Genomic DNA, 23168 nt, shown 5'->3' on the forward strand with positions numbered 1-23168 from the left:
CGTGATTGAGGAAGCACCATGCCCTGCACTTCCCGCCTATTATCCATTGCATTCATTGCCTGTTTACCAAGCATGTCGTGGGGCGTCAGCGACAGTGCAATGCGCGATGCACTCGATGCCGCGCGCAACCAGCAGTGGGACCGCATTGATATGGCGGCCATTGAAGATCATCCGCTGAGCGGCTATGTCACCTATCATCGGTTGCGCAACCAGCTACCTGACCTGCCGCCGGAAACGGTCAACCGCTATATCGATACCCACAGCGACTCGCCGTTGAGCGAGTGGATGCGCGGTCAGGCCATCGACCAATACGGGGAGGCAGGCCAGTATGGCCATGTGCGGGCGGTCAGCAATGGTGAGCCCAACGGCGCTGCCCGGCAATGCCACTACCACACGGCTCATTTTGACATTGCCCCTCAACAAGCGGCGGAGGCAGGCCAGCGCCTATGGCTTGTGGGCCAATCCCAACCGAACGCCTGCGATCCGCTGTTTAACCGCTTGAGAGCTAACAGCACCATCGATGGCGAGTTGATCTGGAAGCGCCTGATGCTAGCCTGGCAGGCAGATAATCGCGGGCTCGCCGACTACCTGAGCAATCAATTAAGCGGACACTGGCAAACCGCCATTGATAACTACCAAGCGGTGGACAACGACCCGCAGCGCATACTCGATGCTCCCACCTGCCTGGGCCCTGAATGCAAGGCCACGGCCGCTTTTTATCAGGCGGCAATGCAGCACCTTACGCTGGATGACACACCGCAAGCCCTCTCCGTGTGGCGCTCCCTGGCCGAGCGTTTGAGCCTGTTGCCCAGCGATCAGCGGCTTGTCGAAGAAGAGCTGGCGTATTACGTACTGGTGCGTGAAGTGCCCAACTCGATGGCATGGGTGGACAGCGTCTTGCCACAGCTGGAGAGCGAGCGCGTCTTCGAGTTGCGGGTTCGCCGCGCTCTTCAAGCTCATCAATGGGAAGCGGTGCGCCACTGGATTACCCAGATGCCCGCCGAGCAGAAAGCGGATGCACGGTGGCAATACTGGCTCGCCCGGGCCAGCGAGCAGCTAGGCGATCAAACGGCGGCCACAACGCATTTCCAGCAAGCCGCATCACAGCGCAGCTTTTACGGCTTTGCCGCTGCTGAGCGCTTGGGGCAACCGTTGACATTGAACAATGAACGCTTCTATTTTGACGACGCATCACGTGAGCGTATCGCGCAACTCCCCATGGTGCAGCGAACCCAGGCATTGATGCGCATCGGCGAGGAGGGCTTGGCCAACAGTGAATGGTTGCATGCCGTTCAGCAGGCATCGACGGATGAGGCCCGGGCGCTGGCCGATTTCGCCGCCGAACAAGGCTGGCATGCGCGGCTGGTACAGACCACCATCGCGGCGGGCATGTGGGATGCTCTCGAGTGGCGCTTCCCGCAGGCCTATCACGACGATTTCATCCACTGGGGGCGTCTCAGCGGGGTTGATCCTTATCTGTTGATGGCCATCACCCGGCGGGAAAGCGCCTACAACCCCAACGCCCTGTCACCTGCCGGTGCCCGGGGGCTGATGCAGCTGATGCCCGGCACCGCTGCCCAGGTAAGTCGCCAACTGGGTCTCGACGATCCAGGCCCCTATGGCGTACTTGACCCGGCGCTGAACATTCGCCTGGGCAGCACTTACCTGCGCGACAAGCTGCAGCGCTACCAGGGCAATCGCTTAGCCGCGGCAGCGGCTTACAACGCGGGCCCCGGGCGGGTGGATCGCTGGCTGGGAGATTACAGCATCGAGGCCTTTGACCTCTTTGTGGAGCGCATTCCCTACCGTGAAACACGCCACTACGTACAGGCCGTGCTGAGTTATCGCGCCATTTTTGAAAGCCTCGCCAATGGCTCAAGCGACGGGGTGTCGCTGTTGAGCGACGGCGAAAAGCAGGTGCGTTACAACCGGGCGCTGGTGACTCGCGATTGATATGCGCAAGGCGGACAGCGGCCGCTTAAACCGGCCGCTGTGAAAATGCCAGCCGAATCCCTAGCATCACCAGTACAGCGCCGGTCATGGCGTTGAGCGTTTGCGCAAAACGTGCGCTGGCCAGCCATTTTCCGGCGCCGCCGACCATCAGCACCACGCTGATTTGCCACAGATTGGCAATCACGAAATGCACGCCAGCCAACCATAGCGATTTGACCAGCGCCGGATCGCTCGGGGCAATGAACTGCGGCAAAAAAGCCATGTAAAACACCACCGTCTTGGGGTTGAGCACATTGGATAAAAACCCTTCTTTCAGCGGTTGCCAAAACGGAACGGCCGTATCAGAGGTCATCACACCTTTTACCGGCAATGGCTGACCACGCCGTGCCGCCAGCAGACTGCTAATTCCCAACCAGATCAAATAGCCGGCTCCGATAAGTTTCAAAGCATGAAAGGCCCAGGCCGATTGCAGCAATATCAGCGAAATCCCCATTGCCGATATGGTGGCATGCACGAACAGTCCGCTGCAGATCGCCATGCTGGTAGCGACCCCGTCACGTAGCCCGCCCCTGGCCGTATTACGGATCACCAGCAGCGTATCAACCCCAGGGGTGACCGACAGCAACGTAATGGCAATGAGAAATGACACAAACTGCGCATCAATCAAGCTGGATGGCGTCATAAAAAGGCACCCACAGAGTAGAAGAGATTCATCGCATTGTGACTGGACGACCGGTTTTTTTGCATCTAGAGTGATTCAGGCGGGCTCGCAATAGCGCCCCGCTTGAACATCAAGCTCGTGAAGGAAATGCATAATGGCAACTGGCACTGTCAAGTGGTTCAACGATACCAAAGGCTACGGCTTCATCTCCCCGGATGACGGGGGTGACGATCTGTTTGCCCACTTCTCCGAAATTCAAGCTGAAGGCTTCAAAAGCCTGCAGGATGGTCAGAAAGTCAGCTTTGAAGTGACCCAAGGTAAAAAAGGCCTCCAGGCTTCCAACATTCGCGTTGCATAATACGCTATCGCGCCCAAGGCCCGCCTCTTGATGCGGGCCTTTTTATTTTCCCTGAAAGCCTCACCAGAGAAATCACTCCTCCAGTTCAAAACTCTCGGGGCGTTCTGCCTCGATTGATTCAAACTGTTCATTCAACCGCTGCTCGGCCTCTTCAAAACGCCGCTCGGTGTCTTCGATCAACTCATCGATATTGCTTCCGCGGGTGCGCTCTTCGTCGCGAGCCGACTCAGGCAGGCTGCTGTCAAACTCCCAGCGTTCTTCCATCTCCTCATCGCTGATAGGTTCAATAACCGGAGCCTGCTCCTCAACTTCCTGGAACTGTTCATCCAGACGCTGCTGCGCCTCCTCGAAGCGGCGTTCGGTCTCGGCAATCATCTCGTCTACATCCGACCGTGTTGCTTCACCGGGCATTGCGCCGCCCTCCTCCAGCACATCTTCGGGGTTGGCGGCCAGGGTATCTTCGCCCGCCTCGACGTCCTCGGTCTGTGGGGCAGCCTCCTCTGCTACCGTGTCACTCTCAAGCGCCTCAGCTCTCGCCAATTCCTCTTCCGCTTGGCGCGACTCGATAGTGTCGCTATCTTCCTCGCTGCCGTTGGCGTCGAGCTCAGCGGTGACCGGCTCTTCCTCTTCAGCACCAGCAGATCCTGCGGCTACATCATTTGATGATGAAGCGGGCTCTTCCTGTTGATTGGCGTCCGACGTTTCGTCGTTATCGCCACAGCCACTGACCACCAACATGACAGCTGCTAGCACGGGTAGCCAAACGCTTTTAATCATTTATGTTGTCTCCTCAATGTGTACACCTCATCGCCTCTAAAAAGTGGGCCTATGACAGGTTATCAATTTCAGGTCTCTACGACCGATGACAATAGTGGGCATTGATCGGGCAGCACCACCTGGATGGCCAACGGCACGACGTCAGCGCGAAAGCGTCGATAATGGCGTGCCTCACCATCCAGGGTTAACGGCCACGGGGGATCTTCATATAATGTCGACACGCTGAGCGCCCGCGCCGATACATAACGCACGAAGCGCCCCTGACTGGGGAAACTCTGCAATTCCCTGATCAAATCGGGCAGCGCTTTCGCGGTAAGAAAATCCTTGACCACGAGAATATCGAGATGTCCGTCGTCCAATTTTGCCCTGGGGGCCAGCACCTGCCCACCGCCTGACTGACGGCCGTTGCCAATTGCCAGCAGTAAAAGCGACGTCGACTCCTGCTGATCACCCCAATATAGGGTGCCACGATAGCTGCGATGTCGCCATGCCTTGACGGCTCCCATCAGTGAATAAGCTCCCCCACCCAGGATGCGCTTGAGCATTTTGGGGGTCGACGAGGTAATTTCAGCACCAAAGCCTGCCGTCATCATATTGACGTAATAGCTGGTGACCGACTCAGTATCGCTCTCGGCACATAGTTTAACGACGTCAATCGGGTAGTCAGAAAGCGTCAACGCCGCCGAAAGCGCCTCTGACGGCTCCAGCGGCAAGCCTACCGAGGTGGCAAAGTCATTGGCGCTACCCAAGGGGACAATCCCCAGAATCGGCCGCCGCTCTTTATCCAGGCACATCAGGCCGTTCATCACCTCGTTGACGGTACCATCCCCGCCACAGGCAATCACATGGGTCACTCCCATACCGACGGCGGACTCGGCAAAATGCTTGGCATCGCCTGCTTCCCAGGTTACCCGAACACTAATCGGCATCCCTGCCTTTCTCTGCTCAGCTACCGCTTCACGTAACGCCGCATTACCGGCTGATTTACCATTAACAATGAGTAAAAAACGCTTTGGTGTTGTCACTGAGATTCCCTTTCGTCGCCGCTCCCTCGTGATCATTACGCGAGCGCTTTTTCAACCACCTCGTATACATTGCTCGAGAGCGGTTCGCGTTGAATGCGTTCAAGCTCTGACCGCATCAGGTCCTGCCGCGTTTCATCGAACCGTTGCCAACGGGTCAGCGGCGTAATCAGACGTGCCGCTATTTCTGGGTTCAGCCTGTTGAGCTCTATCACCACATCCGCCAGCAGGGCATAACCCTGTCCATCCAGGCGGTGAAAGTTGACACGGTTCTGAGCAAAAGCACCAATTAGCGCACGCACGCGATTGGGATTTTTCAGCGAGAAGGCCGGATGGGCCATCAGGTACTTCACCCGGTCGAGCACGTCCGGCTGGGGACGCGACACCTGAACCGTGAACCACTGATCCATGACCAGCGGGTCATGGGCCCACTTTTCACCGAAGGTCTTAAGCGCTGGCGTGGCCAGGTCGTCGCGGTCACTGTGAACCAGCAGCGTCAAGGCATGGCGAACATCGGTCATGTTGTGGTTCGCCGCAAACTGACCTTCGCAAAGCGCCACGCCCTGCTCGTCTTCAATCGACATCAGGTAGCTGAGCGCCACGTTCTTCAAGCTGCGCTGGGCAATCTGCTCAGGGGTCGGCGCATAGGGTTCACTGGAACGATTGGCCTCAAAGGCCGCCATGAACTCATCACGCAGCGCCATCGCCAGTGACTGTCGGACAAACTCTCGGGCTGCATGAATGGCATCGACGTCGACAATCGGCTGTTGCTCGGCGATGTACGCTTCCGAAGGTAGCGTAAGCATTTCGGCCAACACCGCCTTGTCCGACGGTGTATTGCTCAATAGCGTTCGGAATGCCTCGACGACGCGGCTGTCCATTACCTTTTCAACACCATTGCGGTGAGCGGCAATCAAGTCATCAAGCGCCAGCATTGCCAGCCGCTGCCCGGCATCCCAGCGGTTAAATCCATCGCTGTCCTGGGTCAGCAGGAAGGCAAGATCTTCACGTGAATACGGAAAATGCAGCTTCACCGGGGCGGAGAAGTTACGTAGCAGCGAAGGCACCGGAGCCTCGGCCACGTCGGTAAATACGAAGGTCTGCTCGTCATCGCGCAGATGGATCACGGTCTCTTTGCCGAGCTTTTCGCCTTCCAGGGTAAGCGCCAGGTCCTGGCCTGACTTGGTACCCACCAGGCCCATGGCGATGGGGATATGCAACGGGTCTTTATCCACCTGGCCCGGCGTGGCGGGGGTCCGCTGACGCAGCGTCAAATGGTACTCGCCGTGGGCATAGTCATACTCGCCATGGGCATCGATTTCCGGGGTCCCCGCCTGGGAGTACCAGCGCATGAACTGACTGAGGTCGAGTCCCGAGGCCTCTGCCATGCAATCCACGAAGTCTTCGATGGTGACCGCCTGGCCGTCGAAGCGCGCAAAGTAACGATCCGCCCCTTGCCGAAAGGCGTCCCAGCCGACCAGATTGCACAACATGCGGACGATTTCAGCGCCCTTTTCATAAATGGTCAGGGTGTAGAAATTGGTGATCTCAATATAGTGATCAGGCCGTACCGGGTGGGCCGTTGGCCCCGCGTCTTCGGCAAACTGTGCCGTGCGGAAAAACGACACGTCCTGAATGCGCTTCACCGGCGCGGAGTTGGTCTCGGCCGAGAAGCACTGGTCGCGGAAGACCGTGAAGCCCTCTTTCAGGGACAGCTGAAACCAGTCGCGGCAGGTCACCCGGTTCCCCGACCAGTTGTGAAAGTATTCGTGGGCAACGATGCCCTCAACTGTCTGAAAGGCGCCATCGGTGGCCGTATCAGGATGGGCTAATACCGCCGCCGAATTAAAGATATTGAGGCCTTTGTTTTCCATGGCCCCCATGTTGAAGTCGTTGACCGCCACGATCATGAACAGATCCAGATCGTATTCGCGCCCGTAAGCCTGTTCATCCCACGCCATGGCGCGTTTGAGTGACCCCATGGCGTGATCGGTTTTCTGCAGGTTCTCCTCTTCCACCCAAAGCTGCAGCGTTACATCTCGCCCGGACTGGGTGGTGAAGTGGTCTTCCACCTTATGCAGATCCCCAGCGACCAGAGCAAACAGGTAGCAGGGCTTGGGGTGCGGATCTTCCCAGACGGCAAAGTGACGACCGTTTTCAAGATCGCCTTGCTCAATCGGGTTACCGTTGGCGAGCAGGACGGGTTCGCGCTCGCGATCGCCGATGACGGTCACTTTAAAGGTCGACATCACATCCGGACGATCAGGGTAAAAGGTGATACGGCGGAACCCCTCCGCCTCACACTGGGTGCAAAACATGCCGTTGGATTGGTAAAGGCCTTCCAGGGCGGTGTTGTCCTTGGGCGAGAGTTGCACCTCACTTTCCAGGGTAAAGCGCGCAGGCACCCGCTCGATACGGAGCCCCTTCTCGCTTAACTGATAATCGTTATCCGCCAGTGGGCTGCCATCAATCAGCAAGGCGTCAAGGGTCAGTTGCTCACCGTCAAGCTTGAGTGGTTCATCAGCATTGGCCGATGCTTGTCGCTCGATTTGCAGACGCGCTTTTACTCGGGTCGCGGCGGGGTCAAGATCAAACGTCAGCTCGGTATGGGTCACCCGATAGGCGGGAGGCTGGTAATCGCTTAAATAAACCGGCTGCGGATCAGACATGATGAGAAACTCCTTATGGTCAGTGCTGTTATTGGCGGCGTACAGAGACTATCAGGGCGCGGGGGTCAATCCCGGAAATTATCGAACTGAAGCGGTAGTTCCGGTCCTCCCTCACCGCGCAATAGCGACATGACGCTTTGCAGGTCGTCACGCTTTTTACCTGTGACACGCACCTTTTCACCCTGAATTTGTGCCTGGACTTTAAGCTTGCTGGCCTTGATACGCTTGACCACGTCTTTTGCCTCGCTTTGATCCAGCCCCTGCTTGAGCGCTACCTCCTGACGAGCTTTGACACCCGATAGCACAGGGTCTTTAATGTCCATGCAACGTGCATCGATACCCCGCGCAATCAAGCGGTTACGCAACACGTCCAGCATCTGCTTGAGCTGAAAATCGACCTCGGCTTCAAGCTGCACCGACTCCTTTTCAAGCGTAAAGGACGCATCTACCCCTTTGAAATCAAAGCGGGACTGAACTTCGCGGTTGGCCTGGTCGACGGCATTGGCCGCTTCGTGCTGATCAAACTCAGAGACAATATCAAATGAGGGCATAGACGGATTCCTGACAGGACATGACCCACTATTCTAGAGCAGCCAGCCCCCTACCGGCCAATTCTGTCGGTAGAAATCGCCGAAATACTGAATCCAGCCAACTTATCGTGGAATAAAAGGGGATACGCCTTGATGTTCAAGGCACGATGAATCGCTTAACCTAGGACGCCGCACCCCCTATTCTCGACCCTGAGGAAAGTCCATGTCTGACCGCAATACACGCCATAAAGCATCAATGGAAAAACTCAAGGCACGCGTCGATGAGAAGGTCGCGGATGCCACCGAGCAGCGTGGTCTAGTGCTCATCAACACCGGCAACGGCAAGGGCAAGACGACAGCGGCCTGGGGCACGGTGACCCGCGCCCTTGGCTACGGCTATAAAGTTGGCGTCGTTCAGTTTATCAAGGGGCTTTGGGAGTGCGGCGAGCGCAATCGACTGGAAGAAGACCCCAACCTGAGTGTTGCCATCATGGCCACCGGTTTCACCTGGGAAACGCAAAACCGTGAAGCGGATACCCAGGCATGCCAGGAGGTATGGCAAGACGCAGAGAAAATGCTGGCCGACCCCGACACCTACCTGGTGGTGCTGGACGAGATCACCTACATGCTCAAGTTTGGCTATCTGGATATTGCCACGGTCAAGGCCGCCATAGAAAAGCGGCCACGCGAACAGACCGTGATTATTACCGGTCGTAACGCCCACCGCGAACTCGTCACCATGGCCGATACGGTGACCGACATGCAGGAAGTCCGCCATGCCTTCAATAACGGCATCCAGGCGCGCCGGGGCATCGATTTTTAAGCGTTTGCATGAGACAGGCCTAAAAAAAGGGGCGAACACGTCGCCCCTTCCTATACGCCTCATCCTACAGGCTTTGCCCGCTATTCGGGAGGCTATTCATCGAACGGATTGCGCAGCACGATCGTTTCGATACGGTCCGGGCCGGTGGAAATAATATCGATACTGGTGCCGACTTTTTCTTCCAGGAAGCTGATGTAGGCCCGAGCATTGGCCGGCAGGTCTTCGACCTTTTTCACGCCCAGGGTCGACTCTTTCCAGCCAGGCAGATCCTCATAGACCGGTTCGAGAGCTTCGTAGCCTTCCGAATCCACTGGCGTATCGAGCACGTCACCGTCTTTGCTGCGGTAACCAACACAGACGCGGATATTTTCCAGCCCGTCGAGCACATCCAACTTGGTCAGACAGATACCCGACACCGAATTGATTTGCACCGCATGGCGAAGCGCGACGGCATCGAACCAGCCACAGCGCCGCGGACGGCCGGTGGTAGCGCCGAACTCATGGCCCTTCTCGGCCAGATGGCGGCCGTGGGCGTCAAACAGCTCGGTGGGAAACGGACCCGACCCGACGCGGGTGGTGTAGGCTTTGGTGATCCCCAGCACATAGTCCAGATACAGCGGACCAACGCCGGACCCCGTCGCCGTCCCGCCCGCGGTGGTATTGGAGCTGGTCACGAACGGATAGGTCCCGTGATCGATATCCAGCAGCGACCCCTGGGCACCTTCGAAGAGAATATTCTCTCCGGCTTTGCGCAGATCGTGAACCATGCTTACCGTATCACTCACCATTGGGCGCAGCTCTTCGGCCATCTGCATGGCGTTATCGAGCACCTTCTGGAAGTCCACCGCTGGCTCGCCGTGGTAATTGACCAGGACAAAGTTGTGGTAATCGAGCACTTCGCCCAGCTTGGAAGCAAAGCGTTCACGGTGAAGCATATCCCCCAGGCGCAACCCCCGGCGGGCAACCTTATCTTCATACGCGGGGCCAATACCCCGGCCTGTCGTGCCAATCTTGGCGATACCACGGGCCTTTTCCCGTGCCTGATCCAGGCATACGTGGTATGGCAGGATCAACGGGCAGGCAGGCGATAAGCGCAGCCGTTCACGCACTGGAACGCCTTTGGCTTCGAGCTCGCGAATTTCCTTGATCAGCGCTTCCGGCGAGAGCACCACGCCATTGCCGATGATGCAGGTCTTGCCAGGCCGCAGCACGCCGGAAGGGATCAGGTGAAGCACGGTTTTTTCACCGTCGATCACCAGCGTATGACCCGCGTTATGCCCCCCCTGAAACCGCACCACCGCCGACGCTGACTCGGTCAGCAAATCAACGATCTTGCCTTTGCCTTCATCGCCCCACTGGGTTCCCAGGACTACGACATTCTTACCCATTATGCACTCGTCTCTTGTGTCAGTGTCGTTGGCTGCCAACGACCATCGATAAACTCAAGACGGCGGTCACAACCGTGTTCCGCCGGTCCCGTACGCTGCCCTGGCAGCGCCTGAATCACCCGCTCGCCCTGCTCACGCAGCACGGCAATGGCAGCATCAAGCGATGCGGCCTGCTCGGCGGGCGCCCATATTGCGCCTTGCGCCGGCGAGGCCACGTCCAGTGAGGCCAGTTGCTTCAAGTCCATCGAAAAGCCGGTTGCCGGGCGCGCACGACCGAAGGCACGCCCCGTATCATCGTAGCGACCGCCTTTCGCCAGGGCATGGCCGTAGCCTGGCACATAAGCCGCAAACATCATGCCGGTGTGGTATTGATAGCCGCGCAACTCGGCAAGATCAAAATACAACGACACATCAAACTGTGCGAGCACACCTTGATAGAGGGCATCCAGCTGGTCCAGCGCCGCAACCACCGATGCGGGCGCACCCGCCAGGCGTTCGCGCGCTTGAAGCAAAATATCGGCATCCCCATGCAGTTCGCCCAGGGCTAATAGCATCTCGGCCAAGGCAGGATCTGTCACGCTGGCACTGACGTTTTCTGCCAGCAGGCCCGGTGACTTCAACGCCAGGGCGTCAAACAGCTGCGCTTCCTGCTCGGCGTTCAATTCCGCCGCCTCTACCAGGCTCCGATAGATACCGATATGCCCCAGCGCCAGGTGGACCTCCTGGGCACCTGCCGCCTGCAGACTGGACAACGCCAGGTGGATAATTTCCTTGTCGGCATCAAGCCCGGCGTGGCCAAACAGCTCGACTCCCACCTGGACGGGACTGCGTCCCCCCTGGTGCTGATCTGCCTTGGCACGCAATACGTTGGTGCAATAGCACAGGCGCACCGGCCCCTGGCGTTTAAGCGAATGGGCGTCCATTCGCGCCACCTGAGGCGTGACGTCCGCCGACGCACCCATCATCCGCCCCGTCAACTGGTCGGTCAACTTGAAGGTCTGGAGGTCCAGGTCGGTTCCCGTGCCGGTAAGCAGAGAGTCCAGAAACTCCACCGGCGGTGGCATGACTTGGTCATAGCCCCAGCCATGGTATAGATCCAGCAACGTCCGGCGTAGCTCTTCCATACGGCTTGCCTGAGGCGGCAGCACTTCGTCCATGCCGTCGGGCAATAGCCAGCGGTCAGCAATGGTCATGTGAACAATCCTGCGAGACGACAATAATGAAGGCCCAATGACATAGGGCCACAAAAAAACCGGGCAACGCCCGGTTGATAAAGTCTACCACGTTTTGTGACGCGTTGAACCCCGCCGATGTCCGACGGGGCCTGCGCCAATGGCTTAACTGCCTTCGTCAGGTATGGCGCTGCGTAGGTAGCGGAAGAAGTCGCTACTTGGCTCCAGCACCAGCAGATTGTCATCACCCGAGAAGCTCTCGCGATAGGCATTCAGACTGCGCCAGAAGGTGAAGAACTCCTGATCCTGACTATAGGCCTCAGAGAAGATGGCAGCCGCCTGGGCATCACCTTCACCACGCAGTGTTTCAGAGCGTTCATTGGCCTGAGCAAGCAGAACCTGACGGCGACGATCCGCGTTCGCACGGATGCGTTCGGCCTCTTCTTGGCCCTGAGCACGCCATTCACGGGCTTCACGCTCGCGTTCTGAACGCATCCGCTCAAATACCGCTGCCGATACGTCTTCAGGCAGGTCGATACGTTTGATACGAATGTCGCGAATCGCCACACCAAGCTCCTCGCGCATCAGCGAGTCAAGATCTTCGGTCGGGCCATCCATCAGGTCGTCACGCTGCTCGGCGATGATTTGCTGAAGGTTCAGTCGACCGAATTCGTTACGCAGACTCTCGTCGACACGCGGTTGAATCAGGCGAGTCGCCATCATCTCATCACCGGCCGTGGCCTCGTAATAGCGCGTGGGGTTGACCACTTGCCACTTAACGTAGGAATCGACAATGACCGCTTTCTGCTCGAGGGTCAGATAGCGGCTGGTATCGGTATCCAGCGTCAACAGGCGCGTATCGAAGGTGCGTACGGTCTGCGCAATCGGCATCTTGGCGTGCAGACCGGGCTGGATGTTTTCTTCGACGACTTCACCGAAGCGTAACTTTACGGCACGCTCGGTTTCATCGACGACATAAAGCGTATTACTGGCAAGCCATGCGACAGCGGCAATACCGCCAACGATTAGCAGGGATCGATTATTGATCATTTACCGGCCCTCCCTGCGGATAGAGCTGCTACTGGATGAAGGGTTACCACTCTGGCTATTACTGCTTTGCAAGCTTTCCAGCACTCGGGGGTCGACACCGTCAGTGTTGCTCTGCTGCGATGCGCCACTGGCGCGCTGGCCACGGTTCAACTGCTCAAGAGGCAGATACATCATCGGCGCGTTATCACTGACATCCAGCAGCACCTTGGGCGTTTCACCAAAGACTTCTTCAATGGCATCAAGGTACATGCGTTCACGCATGATATCCGGCGAATTCTGGTATTCAGCCAGCAAGGAGTTAAAGCGGTTGGCCTGACCCTGGGCTTCGGCAACCACGGACTCACGATAACCTTGCCCCTGCTCAACCACGCGCTGTGCCTGACCCTGGGCTTCAGGGATAATCGCGTTGGCATATGCCATGCCCTGGTTGATCAGGCGCTGGCGATCCTCGCGAGCACGGATAACATCATCGAACGCATCAATGACGGGCTGCGGTGCAGAGGTAGATTCGATGTTGATGGTTTGCAGTTGAATCCCCACCCCGTAGTTGTCCAGATAAGACTGCAGACGACTGGTGACCGAGCTGCCCAGAATCTCACGACCTGAGGTCAGGATGTCGATCATGTCAGTGCCGCCGACGACATGACGCAGGGCCGAGTCGAGAGCGTTGTCGATCGACAGTGCCGGATTGCGGACGTTGAGCACAAAGTCGCGCGGGTCGGCGACGCGGTACTGGGCAGAAATTTCCACCTCAACGATGTTTTCATCGCGGGTCAACATCGACTGAGTCTGCGTCAATGAGCGCACGCGCGTCACGTTGACCATCCGCACTTCATCGATCAACGGCGGATTCCACTGCAGGCCTGGCGTCACGATATCCTGATATTCACCAAAGCGGAGCACAACACCACGCTCAGACTGGTCTACCAGATAAAAGCCCATTGCGCCCCAGATCGCCAGTGCGACAATGATCAACAAGCCTGGTAGCGCAAAGACATTACGAGGCTTGCCGCCACCGCTGCCCTTGTTACCACCACCGCCGGATTTCTTGCCACCACCGAGCATGCTACTCAACTTGTCCTGAAACTTCTTCAGCGCTTCGTCGAGATCGGGGGGGCCTTGGTTGTTGCCTCCTTTGTTGCCGTTGTTGCCATCGTTATTGCCACCGCGGTTTCCACCGCCGTCGCTACCGCCTCGTCGGCCACCACCACTCCAAGGGTCATGCTGGTTGCCACCACCGGGCTCATTCCAGGCCATACTTCGTCTCCACTGAGGTATTCACTCACGCTTAGACCCCGACATTAACACGGGGCCACAGCGCAATTTAGTATTATGCAATCTGAAGCTTGTTCGGTCACTGACCGGGCGCTCGTACCCATCCGCTGCCAAAAGAGCTCACCATTCGCTCGTTTCGCGCAGATCGGCGGGCAAATAGGTATTGGCGCGTTCGCCAAGCTGCGCCATCAACTGGTTAAAGTCGCGGCGCGGTAAACGCACGTTCAACACCGAACGTCCCTGTTCATCGAATGCTTCCTCCTGCACGGCATTCAATTCGTGAAGACCCGCACGTAGCTTGCCCTGCTCGGGGGCTAACGTTAGCGAAAAGCCAATGACATCGCTTGCCAGGCGCTCCGTGAGCGCTTCGTGGAGTAACGCTAGCCCCTTGCCTTCCTGAGCTGAAAGCCACACGACATCCGGCCTTCCCTGCCCATCACGCTCAATGCGGGGCGCGCTGTCCAGCTTGTCAATTTTATTCATGACTTTCAGTACCGGGACATCCTCGGCACCAATTTCTTCCAGCACACGCTCGACCTGCTCGACGTTAAGGTCACGGTCAGGGTCAGCAGCATCGATGACATGCACCAGCAGGGTTGCGTCAGCCGCTTCCTGAAGCGTGGCCTGAAACGCTTCCACGAGCTTGTGGGGCAGGTGACGGATAAAACCGACGGTATCGGCCATCACGACAGGCCCTACATCTTCAATTTCCAGACGTCTCAATGTCGGGTCAAGCGTTGCAAACAACTGATCGGCAGCATACACGTGCGACTGCGTTAATGCATTGAAGAGGGTTGATTTTCCTGCGTTGGTATAGCCGACCAGCGAGACGCTGTGAATCTCAGCCCGCGCACGGGCTCGGCGGTTCTGTTCACGCTGGCTGCGTACTTTATCAAGTCGCTTGTTAATCGATTTGATACGGCCACGGAGGAGCCGCCGATCGGTTTCCAACTGTGTTTCACCCGGGCCGCGCAGACCAATACCGCCCTTCTGACGCTCCAGGTGAGTCCACCCGCGAATCAAGCGCGTGGATACGTATTCAAGCTGAGCAAGCTCAACCTGTAGCTTACCTTCATGGGTGCGTGCACGCTGTGCAAAAATATCCAGAATCAGGCCCGTCCGGTCCAGCACGCGACATTTGAGCTCACGCTCAAGGTTACGCTGCTGCGATGGGCCTAGACCATGGTTAAAGATGACCAGCTCAGCCTGGTGAGCTGCGAGCATTGCCCGCAGCTCTTCCAACTTGCCCGACCCGATAAAAGTGCGCGAATCAGGGCGGTGTCGGCTGGCCGTGAGCAACGTCGCAGCTTCTGCACCGGCAGAACGTACGAGCTCTAAAAACTCACCCGGGTCTTCGCGCGCTTGTTCATCCTGAAAATCAACGTGAACAAGCACTGCCGTTTCTCCGGCTTCAGGGCGTTCAAAAAACAATCAATACCTCATGGACTGTTTTGCGGATCCCACCGTGTTACTCATCTTCGTCCGGAGCGGCCGGATCCTGTGCAGGCAACCGCACATTTCGTGATGGTACGACGGTTGAAATCGCATGTTTATAAACCATCTGGCTGACGGTATTGCGCAGCAAGATGACAAACTGGTCAAACGATTCGATCTGGCCCTGCAGCTTGATGCCGTTGACCAGGAAAATAGAGACCGGAATGCGCTCCTTGCGCAAAATATTCAGGTACGGGTCTTGAAGGGACTGCCCTTTGGACATGTTGCTCTCCCTAAAACTGTCGTTGGGGGTTAATTATGGATGGCGTGCCCAACTGGTGCTACGCCGACATCTTATTGGCCAAAGGCCTGCTCGCTCGGCCACTCGAAATCATGACTTACGAACCTTCTATCTTACGCTAAGCACCGCTTCCGCGCACGATTTTCAGTACCTTGTCCAAGGCGTCGGGCTGCAGAGTATCGATCCAATGCAGTGACGGCCAACGCCTCAGCCAAGTAATTTGCCGCTTGGCGAGCTGTCGGGTAGCGATGATGCCGCGCTCGCGTAGCATTGCGCCATCATAACGGCCTTCCAGGTAATCCCAAACCTGTCGGTAACCAACGCTTTTAATGGCAGGCAAATTACCATGCAAGTCACTGCGTTGTTTGAGGGCGGCAACTTCATCTATCAAGCCCTCTGCCAGCATCATTTCAAACCGTTGGGCGATGCGCTGGTGCAATATCGCCCGGTCTGCGGGCAACAATCCTATCGACAACACCCGCCAGGGAAAGGTTTCCGGCTGCTGTTCCGCCCATAATGCGCTCATCGGACGACCACTGGCGTAGTACACCTCCAGAGCACGCATGAGACGCTGCGGGTCGTTGGGATGGATACGCTGCGCGGAAGGCGGATCCACTTCCGCCAATGTTCGGTGCAGGGCTGAAAGCCCTTCTGACTGCCATCTCGCCTCCAACTCTTTGCGGATGGAAGCGTCCGCCGAGGGCAGATTGGCGACACCTTCGATGAGATGCTTGTAGTAAAGCATGGTACCGCCTACCAGCAACGGCACCTGGCCCGCCGCGCTGATTTGTCGCATCTCATCGAGCGCATCACAGCGAAAATCGGCCGCCGAATACGGCTCGGCCGGGTCGCGGATATCGATCAATCGGTGAGGCGCGCGGGCAAGCTCATCGGCACTGGGCTTGGCACTACCGATATCCATACCGCGATACACCATCGCCGAATCGACACTGATCAACGGGCAACCCAAACGCTCATGCAGCGCTATGGCGGTATCGGTTTTCCCCGAGGCGGTCGGCCCCATTAAAAAAATTGCCCACGGGCGTGTATCAGCCATTCGCTGGTAAAACTCCGCTCACCATACCTAACCCCAACATAGCCGTTACTGGCCGCGCATGAATAGCCTATCCAGGGCTTTCATGTCCATTTGCGTCCAGGTCGGACGGCCATGATTGCACTGGTCGCTACGCTCGGTGCGTTCCATGTCGCGTAGCAGCGCATTCATTTCATCCAGCGTCAGTCGCCGATTGGCGCGTACGCTTCCGTGACATGCCATGGTCGATAACAGTTCGTGGATGCGCGCTTCGACCTGGTGTGTACGCCCGAAACGGGCCAGTTCTTCAAGCATTTCACGTACCAGCGCCTCGGGATCCGCCTGCGCTAGCATGGCCGGAAGCTGCCGCACCAGCAGGGTTTCGGGCCCCGCCACATCCAGTTCCACCCCCAGTTTGGCGATCGCATCGCGTTCACTTTCCACGGTGGCCACCTCGCTGCGGCTGGCGGCCAATGACACGGGCACCAGTAACGGCTGGGTGTCGATACCCTGTGACGCGGCCAACTGGTTTTTCATGCGCTCGTAGACGATGCGCTCGTGGGCGGCGTGCATATCCACCAGCACCAGGCCATGGACGTTCTGCGCCAATATATAGACCCCATGAAGCTGACCGAGGGCGAACCCCAGCGGCGGCGCACTGGTAGGATCAGCCTCCGGCATGGACAGCGGCATTTCGCGCACATCGCCCTGCGCCTTGCCGAGCGCGCCCTCATGGGCGGTCGACTGGGGCGTCAGCAACGTCTCTTCATGGTCAGGGTGCAACGCCTGATACCCTTGCATGAAACGGCGCACCCGTTCACCATCCGGGTGCCGGTCGGCTGAGGGAGACGCTGAGGGTGGCAGCGCCATGCCCTGCTGTTGCCAGCGGGCAGACTCGCCCGGCGTCTCTTCGGGGGTCGTTGCCTGCGCTGACGAAGCCGCGTTTGGGTCTTCGGCGTTGGGCCGGGCGTCTGCCAGGCTGTGGTGCAGGCTTGAATAAAGAAAATCGTGCACCATCCGCCCGTCGCGGAAACGCACCTCGTGCTTGGTAGGATGAACATTGACATCCACCACATCGGGGTCAAGCGTCAAGTAAAGGACAAAGACCGGATGGCGCCCGTTGTAGAGAACATCGCGGTACGCCTGTCGAACGGCATGGGCAACCAGCCGATCGCGCACCACACGACCGTTAACAAAAAAGTATTGTTGATCCGCCTGGGCGCGGGAGTGAGTGGGCAAGCCTACCCAACCGCTCAGGCGAAGCGCGCCGGCTTCGCGCTCGATGTAGCGTGCGTGCTCAATAAAGTTATTGCCGAGCAGCGAGGCAATACGCCGCTCACGGGCCGTTTCCGTATCGCCCGATGGCAGTTGATGGACCACTTTCTGATTATGCCGCAGGGTCCAGGCAATGTCGTAGCGCGACAGGGCCTGGCGGCGGAAAGCTTCCTCGACGTGGGCAAATTCGGTTTTTTCGGTACGTAGAAATTTACGTCGCGCGGGGGTATTAAAAAACAGGTCGCGAACCGACACGCTGGTGCCTCGAGGATGAGGCGCCGGCGTTACCCGCGTCTCCATGCCACGCCCCTCAGCCACCACTCGCCAACCCTGGCGCGGGTCGTCCAGCGCATTGGACACCAGCTCCAGGCGCGATACCGAGCTGATTGACGCCAGTGCTTCGCCGCGAAAACCCAGTGAGCTGACGCCTTCCAGGTCTTCCAGGCTATCGATTTTACTGGTGGCATGGCGGGCAAGTGCCAACGGCAGATCCTGCTCGCCAATGCCGACACCATCGTCGCGGATCTTGATGAGCCGCGCCCCGCCCGCTTCAATATCGACTTCAATGCGCTGGCTGCCTGCGTCAATGGCGTTTTCGATCAGTTCCTTGGTCACCGAGGCCGGTCGCTCGACCACTTCTCCCGCGGCAATCTGGTTCGCCAACCGCGGGTCCAGCACCTGTATACGCGGTATAGCGGACGTCGTTTCAGTCAATACAGCACCTCATGAACTGGGAATACGCAATACTTGCCCCACCCGGATAACATCCCCGTTGAGGTCGTTCGCCTGCTTTAACTGGTTTACCGGCACGCCATGGCGAACGGCGATCGCCGACAGCGTATCGCCGGACTGGATGCGATACTCATCGCCACCTGTACGGCGCTGATTGTCACGCTGCCAGGCCAGCAGACTGGCGGGCGGTGGATAGCGCTCAAAATGGCTCTGCAGGCCGCCAAAGATAGCCTCGGCAACCCCTTGCTGGTGCACAGGGTCGCGTAGGCGTCGCTCTTCTTCCGGGTTGGATATAAACCCCGTCTCAATCAGCAATGACGGTATATCGGGCGACTTGAGCACCATAAAGCCCGCCTGCTCGACCCGGGACTTATGCAACCGGTTCACCCGGCCTAGTTGGTCAAGCACCTGACTGCCAATCGACAGCGAGTCGTTGAGCGTCGCCGTCATGGTTAAATCCAGCAGCACACCCCGCAAAACCTGGTCTTTATCGCGCAGAGACAGGTTGCCATCCACTCCACCAATCAGGTCGGAGCGGTTTTCACTGTCGGCCAACCACTGCGCCGTTTCTGAGGTTGCGCCGCGCTGAGAAAGCGCGTACACAGAACTTCCCTGTGGACGCGGGCTGGTAAAGGCATCCGCATGAATCGAGACAAAAAAGTCGGCTTTCTGTTCACGGGCGAGCTGGGTTCGTTGACGCAGCCCAAGATAATAGTCGCCATCGCGAATCATTACCGCTTTGAAACCGTCGGCCGCATTGATGGTATCGGCCAGACGTTGGCTGATATCGAGTACGACGTCTTTTTCACGGGTACCCGACGGGCCGATTGCCCCTGGGTCTTCACCGCCATGACCGGCGTCCACGGCGATAATGATATCGCGCCTGGGATGCGGCTTGGCTTCTTCGGATGTCGACTGCTCACCCGGTGCCGATGAAGACGCTTGTTCACTATCGCCCACCTTGGCCTGGACGCTGGCGCGACGAGCTTGGATTTCCTGCTCGCGAATCATCGCTTCGATAGGGTCGATAGGGTTTTCCACCGCACTTTCACCAGGATACTCCAGATCGACCACAAGCCGGTGCCCGTACTGGTCGTTGGGTGCCAGTGTAAAATGGCGCGGCTCAACGTCACGATTGAGTTCGAGAACTACGCGTAACCCGTTACCTTCGCGGGTTCCGGTGCGCAGCGCGCTGATGGCGCTGTCTTCAAGCGACAGGCTATCAGGGTCGGCTTCAAGCTGGCTGTTTTCCAGGTCGATGACGAGCCGAGCGGGGTTATCCAGGGAAAATACGTCAGCCGATGTCGCGCCCGACAGGTCGAAAACCAAGCGCGCATGGTCGGGCGCCGCCCAGAGTCGCATGCCCTCAACGTTAGCCGCCTGAAGCGACGTCCAAAGACCCACCGATATGATCGCCACAACGCTCAGCGCCATCTGGCGAAATGACAACACCTTCATCACCTTTGCACTGTTCCCCATCGCGCTTATGACCATTGAAACACACCGTCCTGCCGGGGACAGCCAGACAAGCGGTCAGCTAACGTGGCCAGCACCTTTTCGCCGAAGTCGCTACCGGCACTTATCCGGGCTCTGCGTCCGGGCTCGTCCACCGTCAATTGCAGGCAGACATCCGCCGCGGGCAGCCAGCCCTCGCCCCGGCTTGCCCATTCAATCAAGCACAGCGCATCATCTGCCAATACCTCACGTCCGCCGATAAACTCGAGCTCTTCAGGGTCAGACAAGCGGTACAGGTCCAGATGGTAAAGCCGCTGGCCGGCCAGTTCATAAGGCTCCACCAGCGTATAAGTGGGGCTCTTGACCGCCCCCTGATAGCCATAGGCCCGCAATACACCGCGGGTCAGCGTCGTTTTCCCTGCCCCCAAGTCGCCTTCCAGATAAATACGCCCGCGTCCCTGCAATACGTTACCCAGGGCTTCACCGAAAGCGACCTGAGCTTGTTCATTATCCAGTTGCACCTGCATTTGGGCTGCCTTCACGGGTTAATTAATTCTCGCGCATAGAATGCCAGATCGCTCGCCAGCAAGCCACGCTCACCGAACGCTGCCGCCGCTCGATCTGCCGCCAACGCATGCACCAGGGTGCCTAGCCAGGCACTGGTTTCGATATCGCCCCGCTGGGCAATCAGCGCGCCCAGCATCCCGCTCAACGCATCCCCCATGCCGCCACTGGCCATCCCAGGGTTGCCATAGGGACATACCATCAAGCCGCCGGGGCCTGCCACCAGACTGCCCGCCCCCTTGAGTATCACCACGCCACCTCGCGCGCGCTGGAGCGCCTGAGCCGCGGCCGGTCGATCCGTCTGGATATCCTCCACCGAACAGCCCAGCAAATGGGCTGCCTCGCCTGGATGAGGCGTAAGCACCCAGTCATCACGGCGTAAATCAGGCCAGTGCCGTGCCAACAGCGTCAACCCATCGGCATCGACGACCAGCGGCACGCTCGCCTGGAGCGCACTCTGCAGCACCGCCTGCCCCCAGGCAGCCTGCCCAAGTCCCGGCCCGACTACCACCGCATCGGCCTGGTGCGGCAATTCACTGGCGTCCGCCCCGCCGCGAACCGCATGAGCCATGACTTCCGGGCAGCGCACCAGGCTGGCGGTAATGTGCTCGGCAGCGGTTGCCAGACTGACTTTGCCCGCCCCCAAGCGCGCCGCGGCCTGAGACGCCAGCAACGCCGCACCGCCGAAGCCTGGCGCGCCCCCCATGACCAGTACGTGCCCCATACGGCCCTTGTGGCTGGTCCGCGAGCGGGGTCTGAACGCCTCGCTGAGCATGTCTTCATCAAGACGCCAGGCGGTGGGCGGAATGTCAAAAAACGCCTGGGCCTTGACACTCAGCGGACGGAAGTCGATTTCGCCCGTGTAAGCGGGTGCTTCTCCGGTATGCAGACCAATCTTGTCGCCGATAAACGTCACCGTGCAGGCGGCTTCCACCGCCACGCCAAGTACCGCCCCCGTATCGGCCGCCAACCCTGACGGAATATCAATCGATAACACCGGCTGGGAAGCTGCATTGATCAGCTCAATAGCCCGCTGATATCGCCCCGACACCTCGCCATTCAGGCCGGTGCCCAGCAGTGCATCGACGATCATTTCACCCGACAACACCGTCGCGGGATGCCACTCCTCGCAGCTCACGCCAGCTTGACTGGCCAGTTGCGCGGCACGAAAAGCATCGCCCTTCAGTTCGTCCAGCGGCTTTAACGAAATACGCTGGACCTTGAGCCCCGACTGCATCGCCAGCGCCGCCAGCACATGGCCATCACCGCCGTTGTTGCCGCTGCCGCACAGCACCGTGACGCTACGCGCCTGGGGCCAGCGGGAGCGGAAACTGTGCCACGCACTCGATGCCGCGCGCTGCATCAAGGCAAAACCATCGATGCCCCCGGCAATCGTGCGCCGATCAAGCTCGCGCACTTGAGCGGCTTTATAAAGAGGGCGTAACCTAGACGTTGTTAAGCGAGACACGATCTCTCCTTCCACATGTTGTGACGGCCAGCAATGCGTTAGCATAGCGCGGCTGATGCCTAACCGTTGAGTATCAACGCCCAATTTTCTCTGGCTTTTCTTTTTTTGCGACGAAGCGGCGCGCCCCATGCTTTCAGACGACACCCTTGCAGGCCTTGCCGATCTCATTAAAACCTGGGGGCGTGAGCTTGGCTTTCAGCAGGTGGGCATTACCGACACCCAGCTGGAGGCCCATGAAGCGCACCTACACGCCTGGCTGGACAAAGGGTACCACGGTGAAATGGGCTTCATGGCCAAACACGGTACCAAGCGCACCCGCCCGGCCGAACTGGAACCCGGTACGCAGCGGGTGATCAGCGTGCGCATGGATTACCTCCCCGCCGAGGTGGAAAGCACCAAGGTGCTCGGCCAACCCAACCGCGCCTATGTGTCGCGCTATGCCCTTGGCCGGGACTATCACAAATTGATGCGCAAGCGCCTGGCACAGTTGGCGAAACAGATCGAGCACGAGGTCGGTGCGTTTGGCTACCGTGCCTTTGTCGATTCTGCACCGGTCATGGAACGGGCGCTGGCTCAGAAAGCCGGCCTTGGCTGGTTTGGCAAGAACGCCATGCTGCTCAATCCCAAGGCCGGCTCACTGTTTTTCCTGGGCGAGCTGTACACTGACCTGCCACTGCCCGTCGATGCCCCCTTTGAAGAAGAGCACTGCGGCAGTTGCAGCGCCTGCCGCACCGCCTGCCCCACCGGCGCCATCGTCGATGACAAGGTCATTGATTCACGCAAGTGCATTTCGTACCTGACGATCGAGCTGCACGGTAGCATTCCCGTTGAATATCGGCGTGCCATGGGTAACCGCATTTATGGCTGCGACGACTGCCAACTGGTATGCCCCTTCACCCGCTTTACACGCGCGACTCAGGAAGACGATTTCGCGCCGCGCCATGATCTTGACCGCGCCTCGCTGGTTCGCCTGTTTGCCTGGGGAGAAGAGGAATTCCTGGCCAAAACCGCAGGCAGCCCCATCCGCCGCATCGGCTACGAGCGCTGGCTGCGTAATATTGCTGTTGGCCTTGGCAATGCGCCCTGGAGCGAAGCCGTTGAAACGGCACTCTGGTCACGGCGCGCCTACCCCAGCGCCCTGGTACGCGAACACGTTGCCTGGGCGCTGGAAGAACAGCGCTTCAAGCGCGCAACATGCATTGCCACCGCCGCCTCCTAGCCGTCATTA

General features: G+C 58.6%; 20 protein-coding genes. 4 read left to right on the forward strand and 16 right to left on the reverse strand.

What is annotated here, in order from left to right; translation table 11 throughout:
- Positions 1-18 precede the first annotated feature (18 nt).
- Entirely contained in the window at positions 19-1953 is a 1935-nt protein-coding gene (locus BMX75_RS03710) for a transglycosylase SLT domain-containing protein (protein WP_092825385.1), read from the forward strand.
- A 25-nt stretch (positions 1954-1978) separates the two neighbouring features.
- Here the strand turns inward: BMX75_RS03710 and BMX75_RS03715 are convergent, their stop codons facing one another.
- A complete protein-coding gene (locus tag BMX75_RS03715) occupies positions 1979-2635 on the reverse strand; it encodes a LysE family translocator (protein WP_092825387.1) in 657 nt (218 codons plus the stop codon).
- A 133-nt stretch (positions 2636-2768) separates the two neighbouring features.
- Between BMX75_RS03715 and BMX75_RS03720 the strand changes: the two genes are divergently transcribed.
- Entirely contained in the window at positions 2769-2972 is a 204-nt protein-coding gene (locus BMX75_RS03720) for a cold-shock protein (RefSeq protein WP_066321172.1), read from the forward strand.
- Between the two features lie 72 nt (positions 2973-3044).
- Here BMX75_RS03720 and BMX75_RS03725 read toward each other — a convergent pair whose 3' ends face one another.
- The 4 genes from BMX75_RS03725 to BMX75_RS03740 form a co-directional block, all read right to left on the reverse strand.
- A complete protein-coding gene (locus tag BMX75_RS03725; RefSeq protein WP_092825389.1) occupies positions 3045-3749 on the reverse strand; it encodes a hypothetical protein in 705 nt (234 codons plus the stop codon).
- A gap of 68 nt (positions 3750-3817) precedes the next feature.
- Positions 3818-4774, reverse strand: coding sequence for a lipid kinase YegS (yegS, locus tag BMX75_RS03730; protein ID WP_245748334.1), 957 nt, complete (start codon positions 4772-4774; stop codon positions 3818-3820).
- 35 nt (positions 4775-4809) lie between these two features.
- Entirely contained in the window at positions 4810-7440 is a 2631-nt protein-coding gene (gene pepN / locus BMX75_RS03735) for an aminopeptidase N (protein WP_092825393.1), read from the reverse strand.
- A gap of 65 nt (positions 7441-7505) precedes the next feature.
- Complete coding sequence (locus BMX75_RS03740; RefSeq protein WP_092825395.1) at positions 7506-7991, reverse strand: YajQ family cyclic di-GMP-binding protein; 486 nt, start codon at positions 7989-7991, stop codon at positions 7506-7508.
- Between the two features lie 202 nt (positions 7992-8193).
- Between BMX75_RS03740 and cobO the strand changes: the two genes are divergently transcribed.
- Positions 8194-8793: a cob(I)yrinic acid a,c-diamide adenosyltransferase gene (gene cobO, locus BMX75_RS03745; RefSeq protein WP_092825397.1), complete on the forward strand. Its 600-nt coding sequence runs from the start codon at positions 8194-8196 to the stop codon at positions 8791-8793.
- 92 nt (positions 8794-8885) lie between these two features.
- Here the strand turns inward: cobO and BMX75_RS03750 are convergent, their stop codons facing one another.
- The 11 genes from BMX75_RS03750 to BMX75_RS03800 form a co-directional block, all read right to left on the reverse strand.
- A complete protein-coding gene (locus BMX75_RS03750) occupies positions 8886-10181 on the reverse strand; it encodes an adenylosuccinate synthase (protein ID WP_092825399.1) in 1296 nt (431 codons plus the stop codon).
- The gene (locus BMX75_RS03755) at positions 10181-11374 is read right to left on the reverse strand and encodes an ATP phosphoribosyltransferase regulatory subunit (RefSeq protein ID WP_092825401.1); all 1194 of its coding nucleotides are present in this window, start codon (positions 11372-11374) and stop codon (positions 10181-10183) included. The genes BMX75_RS03750 and BMX75_RS03755 overlap by 1 nt, the downstream gene beginning before the upstream one ends.
- Before the next feature lie 144 nt (positions 11375-11518).
- Entirely contained in the window at positions 11519-12403 is an 885-nt protein-coding gene (gene hflC / locus BMX75_RS03760; protein ID WP_092825403.1) for a protease modulator HflC, read from the reverse strand.
- The gene (gene hflK / locus BMX75_RS03765) at positions 12404-13660 is read right to left on the reverse strand and encodes an FtsH protease activity modulator HflK (RefSeq protein WP_092825405.1); all 1257 of its coding nucleotides are present in this window, start codon (positions 13658-13660) and stop codon (positions 12404-12406) included. It abuts the gene before it with no gap.
- 138 nt (positions 13661-13798) lie between these two features.
- On the reverse strand, positions 13799-15109 hold the full coding sequence (gene hflX / locus BMX75_RS03770) for a ribosome rescue GTPase HflX (RefSeq protein ID WP_092825407.1): 1311 nt from the start codon (positions 15107-15109) through the stop codon (positions 13799-13801).
- 37 nt (positions 15110-15146) lie between these two features.
- Entirely contained in the window at positions 15147-15395 is a 249-nt protein-coding gene (gene hfq, locus BMX75_RS03775; protein WP_066321194.1) for an RNA chaperone Hfq, read from the reverse strand.
- Positions 15396-15531: 136 nt separating this feature from the next.
- On the reverse strand, positions 15532-16470 hold the full coding sequence (miaA, locus tag BMX75_RS03780) for a tRNA (adenosine(37)-N6)-dimethylallyltransferase MiaA (protein ID WP_092825409.1): 939 nt from the start codon (positions 16468-16470) through the stop codon (positions 15532-15534).
- Between the two features lie 45 nt (positions 16471-16515).
- Positions 16516-18435 carry a DNA mismatch repair endonuclease MutL gene (gene mutL, locus BMX75_RS03785; RefSeq protein ID WP_092825411.1) on the reverse strand — a complete coding sequence of 640 codons (1920 nt, stop codon included), beginning with the start codon at positions 18433-18435 and terminating at the stop codon, positions 16516-16518.
- Positions 18436-18444: 9 nt separating this feature from the next.
- Positions 18445-19887 (reverse strand): N-acetylmuramoyl-L-alanine amidase, encoded by a 1443-nt coding sequence (locus BMX75_RS03790; protein ID WP_245748356.1) that lies wholly within the window; start codon positions 19885-19887, stop codon positions 18445-18447.
- A 50-nt stretch (positions 19888-19937) separates the two neighbouring features.
- Positions 19938-20435: a tRNA (adenosine(37)-N6)-threonylcarbamoyltransferase complex ATPase subunit type 1 TsaE gene (gene tsaE / locus BMX75_RS03795; RefSeq protein ID WP_092825413.1), complete on the reverse strand. Its 498-nt coding sequence runs from the start codon at positions 20433-20435 to the stop codon at positions 19938-19940.
- A gap of 11 nt (positions 20436-20446) precedes the next feature.
- The gene (locus tag BMX75_RS03800; protein WP_092825415.1) at positions 20447-21940 is read right to left on the reverse strand and encodes an NAD(P)H-hydrate dehydratase; all 1494 of its coding nucleotides are present in this window, start codon (positions 21938-21940) and stop codon (positions 20447-20449) included.
- A 127-nt stretch (positions 21941-22067) separates the two neighbouring features.
- Between BMX75_RS03800 and queG the strand changes: the two genes are divergently transcribed.
- Entirely contained in the window at positions 22068-23159 is a 1092-nt protein-coding gene (gene queG / locus BMX75_RS03805) for a tRNA epoxyqueuosine(34) reductase QueG (RefSeq protein ID WP_092825417.1), read from the forward strand.
- Positions 23160-23168: the final 9 nt, after the last annotated feature.

It is taken from the genome of Vreelandella subterranea (genome assembly GCF_900111305.1).
Taxonomy (GTDB): Bacteria; Pseudomonadota; Gammaproteobacteria; order Pseudomonadales; family Halomonadaceae; genus Vreelandella; species Vreelandella subterranea.